The organism is Psychrobacter sp. 16-MNA-CIBAN-0192 (assembly GCF_040309565.1).
In the GTDB taxonomy this organism is placed as follows: Bacteria; Pseudomonadota; Gammaproteobacteria; order Pseudomonadales; family Moraxellaceae; genus Psychrobacter.
In genome coordinates this window covers 1-6463 of sequence record NZ_JBEOOX010000025.1, presented here as the reverse complement: position 1 = coordinate 6463, position 6463 = coordinate 1, and the positions used below count along the sequence as shown (strand labels likewise).

9 protein-coding genes are annotated in these 6463 nt (G+C 36.0%); 6 read left to right on the top strand and 3 right to left on the bottom strand.

Annotated features, from left to right (window positions below; all coding sequences use genetic code 11):
* Positions 1–366 (top strand): BLUF domain-containing protein (locus tag AAEY78_RS12055; protein ID WP_352339590.1); only part of this gene is annotated, 366 nt, incomplete at its 5' end.
* Positions 367–1247: 881 nt separating this feature from the next.
* Here the strand turns inward: AAEY78_RS12055 and AAEY78_RS12050 are convergent.
* Complete coding sequence (locus tag AAEY78_RS12050) at positions 1248–1586, bottom strand: hypothetical protein (RefSeq protein ID WP_352339589.1); 339 nt, start codon at positions 1584–1586, stop codon at positions 1248–1250.
* A 681-nt stretch (positions 1587–2267) separates the two neighbouring features.
* Between AAEY78_RS12050 and repM the strand changes: the two genes are divergently transcribed.
* Entirely contained in the window at positions 2268–3215 is a 948-nt protein-coding gene (gene repM / locus AAEY78_RS12045) for a replication initiation protein RepM (protein WP_352339588.1), read from the top strand.
* Between the two features lie 40 nt (positions 3216–3255).
* The gene (locus tag AAEY78_RS12040; RefSeq protein WP_352339587.1) at positions 3256–3504 is read left to right on the top strand and encodes a hypothetical protein; all 249 of its coding nucleotides are present in this window, start codon (positions 3256–3258) and stop codon (positions 3502–3504) included.
* Positions 3505–3530: 26 nt separating this feature from the next.
* Here AAEY78_RS12040 and AAEY78_RS12035 read toward each other — a convergent pair whose 3' ends face one another.
* Together AAEY78_RS12035 and AAEY78_RS12030 are read right to left on the bottom strand one after the other, a co-directional pair.
* Entirely contained in the window at positions 3531–4430 is a 900-nt protein-coding gene (locus AAEY78_RS12035; protein ID WP_352339586.1) for a DUF7687 domain-containing protein, read from the bottom strand.
* Positions 4420–4638, bottom strand: coding sequence for a helix-turn-helix domain-containing protein (locus AAEY78_RS12030; RefSeq protein WP_352339585.1), 219 nt, complete (start codon positions 4636–4638; stop codon positions 4420–4422). The genes AAEY78_RS12035 and AAEY78_RS12030 overlap by 11 nt, the downstream gene beginning before the upstream one ends.
* 76 nt (positions 4639–4714) lie before the next feature.
* Between AAEY78_RS12030 and AAEY78_RS12025 the strand changes: the two genes are divergently transcribed.
* The 3 genes from AAEY78_RS12025 to AAEY78_RS12015 all read left to right on the top strand — a co-directional run.
* Positions 4715–5587: a DNA adenine methylase gene (locus AAEY78_RS12025; RefSeq protein ID WP_352339584.1), complete on the top strand. Its 873-nt coding sequence runs from the start codon at positions 4715–4717 to the stop codon at positions 5585–5587.
* A 278-nt stretch (positions 5588–5865) separates the two neighbouring features.
* Positions 5866–6045, top strand: coding sequence for a hypothetical protein (locus AAEY78_RS12020; RefSeq protein WP_352339583.1), 180 nt, complete (start codon positions 5866–5868; stop codon positions 6043–6045).
* Between the two features lie 233 nt (positions 6046–6278).
* A partial coding sequence (locus AAEY78_RS12015) for a BLUF domain-containing protein (RefSeq protein WP_352339582.1) occupies positions 6279–6463 on the top strand: 185 nt, incomplete at its 3' end.

Here is a 6463-nt window from a genome sequence, read left to right as displayed (position 1 = left end):
GCGAATATCGAAGTAGCTCGTATCCTTGAGCAAGCGCGACGAAACAACGAGCGCAACGATATCACTGGGGTTTTGGTACTTAATGAAAACTATTTTCTTCAGAGTATTGAAGGTGCAAGACCTGATATTAATAACTTATTAAAAAGCTTAATCCAAGATGATCGACATTTTTCGTTGCAGATCGTTGAGTGTCGTGAAGTTGAACAGAGGCGTTGGAATAAATGGTCAATGAAATACTTAACGCTCAAAGATGAGGATAAAGATTATGTACTGAAGTTCTCAGATAGCAATAAATTTAACCCTTATCTCATGAGTACTTCCCAAATTATTATGTTTATTGAAGCACTATCAGAACTTCAAAAATAACAAAAAAATCAATATTTTCAGGTAAATAAAGGTAAGAGTTCGTTAGCTTGTGTACTACATGTTCTTTAAAAGAATATGTGAGGTTCATGGTTGGGATTAATAGTGTATTAAAAAATATACTAAGAAAACAAGGGAGGGATGAAAACTGCGCTCGAATTAGACCACGGCGTACCTTGCCAAATACAGTTCGTGAAATATACCCCAAGGGAACCAGCTATTTCACCCTTCAAACCTATTAACAGACTACTTAAAATAGACCGCCATAATGGAACTAATTAAAATAGACTGAATACATTCGAACATAAAATGCTAAGAATAAACGGTCATTTGATTAGGAGTACCCAGCTAGACCTAATTAAAAAAACAGCTGATAGGTGAGCTACTGACTGAAGACCAAAAAGAGTTTCTAGCCAACACTGATAGCAATCCTACCATTCAAAAAGACAACCACAATAGAAAGTAAAATTACTACCTATACCAAAATTATATAATTTTGTCGGCGTAAGCCTATCCTGCCATCAAAAAACATCACTTAATCTCTTAATCCTCACCCCTCTTTTTGGCTTAAAATCGACTTATACTTGTTTATACTTGGTTTTGCTTGTTTATACTTGGATTATTAAGAAAATTTAGTTTTTATACTTGTTTTTACTTGGTTTTGCTTGGTTTTGCTTGGTTTGCCAATAAAATTTGGTTGTTTTAAGTTGTTTTAAGTTGTTTTAAGTTGTTTTAGGTTGTATTGGCTGGCTTACTATTCAAATCTTGGTTGTTTTAGGTTGTTTTAGGTTGTTTACACTAAAAACTAGATTGCCTTAAGCTAAAAAAAACCATCAAAACTATGTTTTGATGGTTCTCTATATCAAAAAATAAATTGATCTATATTATGCTGTTTTTGCATAGACTCTATCGCATAATTCTAAGAATTTTCGAACAGACTCACGTTGCTTATACTCTATTACATCATTAGATTTTATAAAATACTCTTTTATACGGACAGGCTTATTCTCTTTAGTAGTCATATGGATGTACTTATCTTCAATATTCCACCCATCGGAACGAAGCTCTGAAATCCGACTCCCTGAAAAGCAAGTATCTATTTGATGAAAAAGCCCTTTATTGCGTTGGCGCTCACCTCTCAAAAAGCTATATAGAATATAACCTTTATGTGTTGACGCCTTTGGTAGTAAAGGTAACGAAGGTACTACGGTAGATAGATTCATAATGAATCTCCTATAAACAGGGTTGGTTTATAGAATAAACAGACCGTTATAGTCTAAAGAAATCTTTCCAGATAACTTGCAGACTATGCCCTCAATATAGTAAATTATAATTTCTAGGTTAGAATTTACTTAGATATTAAGAGTGTGATCTATGTATTCACTCTTTTTTAGTATCTGGTATTTAGTAAAAAATGAAAGGTTACCACTCGAATGGTAGCCTTTTTTTTACGTCTTCCATTTACTAAGTATTTTATATCATATTCTATCTCAAGTAACAATAGGATATAGGCCTACAACGCCACCAGTTGTCGTATTTGATCCTTAACCAGTGGTTTAGTATATAACTAACATAAATCAATAAAGAAGCCTTAGAATCGATTCTAGAGTGATTTATGCAAAATAACTCTCCTTTTTAATACTCAAAAAAAACAAGAAAATGCTTTTAAGTGTTTTTAAATGCTTTTAAATGCTTTTAAGCACTCTGAAGCCCTTGTTAATCATAGCCTACAGCTGCCATTCAAGGACATTTAGTTACCCATTCAAGGACATTTAGTTACCCATTCAAGGACATTTAGTTACCCATTCAAGGACATTTAGTTACCTTTTAATGACTCGTTTATATTTGTCCTTATCAGGACTTTAGTATATGATGTCATTTAATAATAACAGGGAAGAAATCTAGTGAGTAAAGGTAACTTAGTCGTTAAAACAAATCAGCTTAATTCAGCTTTACAAAATTTATCTTTGCCTGAAATACGTATTGTTCAATTGGCAATAGTGGATGCTAGGGAAACCAATACAGGGCTAAGCACCGATAAGCCCTTACGCATTGATGCTTTACGCTATGCTGAGATGTTTGAAACCACTCGGCAGAATGGCTATAAGCGTATGAAAGAAGCTGAGGAAACGTTATTTAATAGGCGTTTTAGCTATATTGACGATGACGGAAAAGTTGTTAAATCTCGTTGGATACAACAAGTACGATATCTCGATGACGAGGGCGCAATCGAATTAGTTTTTACCCTTGCCGTGGTCAATGGGATTAGTCGTATTAATGGTGCAGAGGATTTTTTCACTTCATACCTGCTTGAGCAAACCGCCAGTATGGATAGTATTTACTCTGTTAGGCTTTATGAGTTGTTAGTACAGTGGAAAGCTGCCAAGCAAACCCCAATGTTTGAGCTTGAGAAATTTAGAGATCAACTAGGTGTTGAGGCTAACGAATATAAGGCAATGTGCGATTTTAAAAAGCGTGTATTGCAAGTAGCTATTGATGAGATCAACGAAAAGTCGGATATTAAAATCAGCTACGAACAAGTTAAAAAAGGTCGGAGCATAGCTGGTTTTAAATTCAAAGTATTGACTAAAGACAAGCCTAAAAACATAGAACAGGAAGGAAAGAGAGACACGGACACAGCAGATATGTTTACGGTTGAAGGTCTAAATGATAAACAGCTAGGACGTATCGTTCGAAATCCTGCTTTTATGGCGGAATACAATCATTTAGTAAGCCCCACTAGCCCAGCTGGGCAGTCGCAGCAAGGATGGGAATTCGAAATGATTAATCGCCTAAAAAAGGACGCATCACAGTTTAGTAAGCGTCCTATTAGAGACTACCTTGAATATTAAAATAAACCTAACCTAGCAATACTTTTAAGAGCTTATTATTATGATAAAAATAGAGAACTTAACAATCAATATTAATAAAGTATCAGTAGAAGAAGATGGTCTGCTGGACTCACAAGTACCATCAGTAGTAAGAGATGAGCTTGTCAGTACCCTACGTATTATTAGTGAGGATTCTAGGTTTGCTGGTCAAACTGTAATCATTCCTGATGAATGCGAAAAATATGGATTTGCAGAGGGCGAGTTTGACTTGCCTGAACTTTTAGAATTTCTAGCAGATATGCTGGAATGATATTTTTAGCATATCATTCCAGCAATTTACCCAAACGGAGATTCAATATTCTCACGCTCTAAAATCTCTTTTTTCCATTCAGTTACTAGCTCTGGCAATCTAGTGACAACCTCTTTTCCAATAATAACTTCATCAAGATATCCCATGTGTAGCATATCGATTATACGACAGAGATAAGATCGACCACATTCCCACCAAGTATAGTGAGAATCGATAATAAGCATATGGTATATTTTCTGATGACCTGCGTTGCTAAGCTCTCTTAGCTCCATTCCATCTAGCAATGACTCATATACACCATCAGCAACACGGCTACCGAAAGTAGTTGTATAGTAGTATTCTTTGATTTCCCAGATTGCTATAGGATTAACCACACTAGGTAATGCACCATCTACTCTGCGAGACAGTGTTCTAAGTGGCATATCTTGATGGGTTACCGTAGTTAAGCTTCTAGGATCGTAATCACAAGTAGTAACCCCATCAAGATTAGACTCTATGATCATATTTACCATACCAGTAAGGTAAGAGTAGTTTTTCTTATCACCTTTCTGCTTATTCATTGGTAAAGGACATTGAGGATCTAACTCATTGAACAACGAATAAAAAACAGCTTCTGCTTCATCTTTATCCATAAGATTACCTCTAACAAAGTTAGTGATGATCTCAGATCGATATGAAAAATAGTCAAACAGAGTTTTACCGAACGCTGTGAGTTCGCCAGCTTCATTTTCAATAGCGTTTAGCGATAAACCCAGCTTTGCGAAAGCTTTAAGTACATCGTTCCTACTAGGAATAAGGATGCTTTTAGTTTTAACTTTCGTTTCTTTGTTTGTGTGAGTAGCTGTATATCCTATTTCCTGACTGATGGTACGTACGTATGCCCAGAATTCAGGAGGTTGTTGCAAAAAATCTAAATTAGCCTTCAAGATATACCCTTATAAAATCTAAAAGAGGCACTTCTAAGTGCCTACAAATTCTTTCAAGTTCACATAGGTCAATACGTTGTTCCCCACTCTCGTATTTACTTACAAAAGATTGAGACTCGCTAAGCCTATCTGCAAGCTCTGCTTGAGTAAGTCCGATTTTTAGGCGGTATTGACGTAATAGTGTGTGATAGTTTTTGGTATCGTTCATTTACTTAATATAGGTTATCTGCTAGGGTATTCAAAATTAGAATATTGATCACTTAAGACCTATCAAGAGAGAGTTAATGTCCACGTATATTCATGTAAAACACCAACCGCAAAAGGCTTTTAGAACTCAGCTGCTAAAATGGGTAGGCAATAAGCAGAAACAAGCTGATGATATCATTGCTTATTTCCCCGATAGCTATAACACCTATTTTGAACCTTTCTTGGGTAGCGGTGGAGTAATTGGATCACTGAATCCAAAAAAGGCAGTAGCTAGCGATATATTTCCAGCACTTATGGACATATGGACTGCTCTAAGTAATGATAAAGAATTGTTAAAAGAATGGTATGAGGATAGGTATAACTTAATAGAAGTGTTAGGAAAGAAAGAGGCGTATAACAAGGTTCTTGCTTCTTATAATGATAAGCCCAATGGTGCTGATTTTGTTTTCATTCTGCGTACTTGTTATGGGGGAGTCGTAAGATTCAGAAAAGCTGACGGTTTCATGTCAACGCCATGCGGTCCTCATAAGCCTATGACACCTGAAAAGTTTTCTCATAGAGTAGATTTATGGTGTGAGAGAACAAAAAATGTAGAGTTTGTTAATTGTGACTTTGAACAGAGCATGGATAGAGCCAAAGAAGGCGACCTAATTTACTGTGATCCACCTTATGTCGATAGCCAAACTATCTTATATGGCGCACAAGCTTTTTCGCTAAAACGTTTATTTAACAAGATTGAGGAATGTAAGAAACGCGGAGTTTATGTCGCCTTGAGTATTGATGGAACGAAATTTTCAGGAACGAAATTATGTGATGTTGATATACCTGAAGGTCTGTTTAAACAAGAGGTCTTCATTAATGTTGGTCGATCAATGCTCAAACGCTTTCAAATGGACGGACAAAGCTTAGAAAAGCACGTAGTTACTGATAGATTACTTCTAACCTATTAGCTGCACATATGATCTAACTATGACAAATTGACGGTATATTATGAGTGACACTACAAAGCAAAACGAGCCAAATAAGTTAGTACAAGACTGGATAGACCAATCAGCCTTGAACGCTATACAAATGAGCGAGGACGAGAATTTTCGTCAGTTAGTGGCTTCGAGAGCCACTAACTGGGGTAAGGGTATACAAGCTAGGGTAGAAGAACGGATACGGATAGCAGAGAAAGAAAAACGTGAACGAGCGTCAAGTTTAGAAATTGATTGGTGAGAGGTGCAAAATGTCTATTTCAGACTCTATTCAAAACTTTCAAGAGTACGGTGACAACCCTAAAAACGGATATATGAATGCCGTTTTTTTAGACCTTGTTAGGCAAAAAAAGCGATTAGGTAAGCCCTTAAATCAAGAAGAACAAGAGTTTTTAGACAATCTCAAAAACTGCGATGATGACCAACTATGACAGATTGAAGGAGCAAGAAAAATGCCGGTATCTGACTTCTTCAAAAAAATGTAAGAGTATAAAGTAGAAATGCTTTTATCTAACTTGAAAGCATTGGCTGATGATCTCTATCTAATAACACAACTCCTTATTTAACATACTTGCCTCATACCAGTTTCTTAGTTACAGTTAGAAACATTAGCTCAAATAATGAATAATTAAATAAAAACAATTTTTTATCAAGGAGAGTACTTGTGGAGCTAGAACTGATAGAGGGTTCAGAAAAAAATGCTTCTAACTTACATTATGGCGAGCGCATTATCCAGCGTTTAACTTATGTTAGCTGCTATAACACCAGCAATGCGAATATCGAAGTAGCTCGTATCCTTGAGCAAGCGCGACGAAACAACGAGCGCAACGATATCACTGGGGTTTTGGT

Coding starts and splice junctions, on each gene's coding strand:
- AAEY78_RS12030 (WP_352339585.1), bottom strand. CDS start 4,638: ATGAACGATACCAAAAACTATCACACACTATTACGTCAATACCGCCTA.
- AAEY78_RS12050 (WP_352339589.1), bottom strand. CDS start 1,586: ATGAATCTATCTACCGTAGTACCTTCGTTACCTTTACTACCAAAGGCG.
- AAEY78_RS12040 (WP_352339587.1), top strand. CDS start 3,256: ATGATAAAAATAGAGAACTTAACAATCAATATTAATAAAGTATCAGTA.
- AAEY78_RS12025 (WP_352339584.1), top strand. CDS start 4,715: ATGTCCACGTATATTCATGTAAAACACCAACCGCAAAAGGCTTTTAGA.
- AAEY78_RS12020 (WP_352339583.1), top strand. CDS start 5,866: ATGTCTATTTCAGACTCTATTCAAAACTTTCAAGAGTACGGTGACAAC.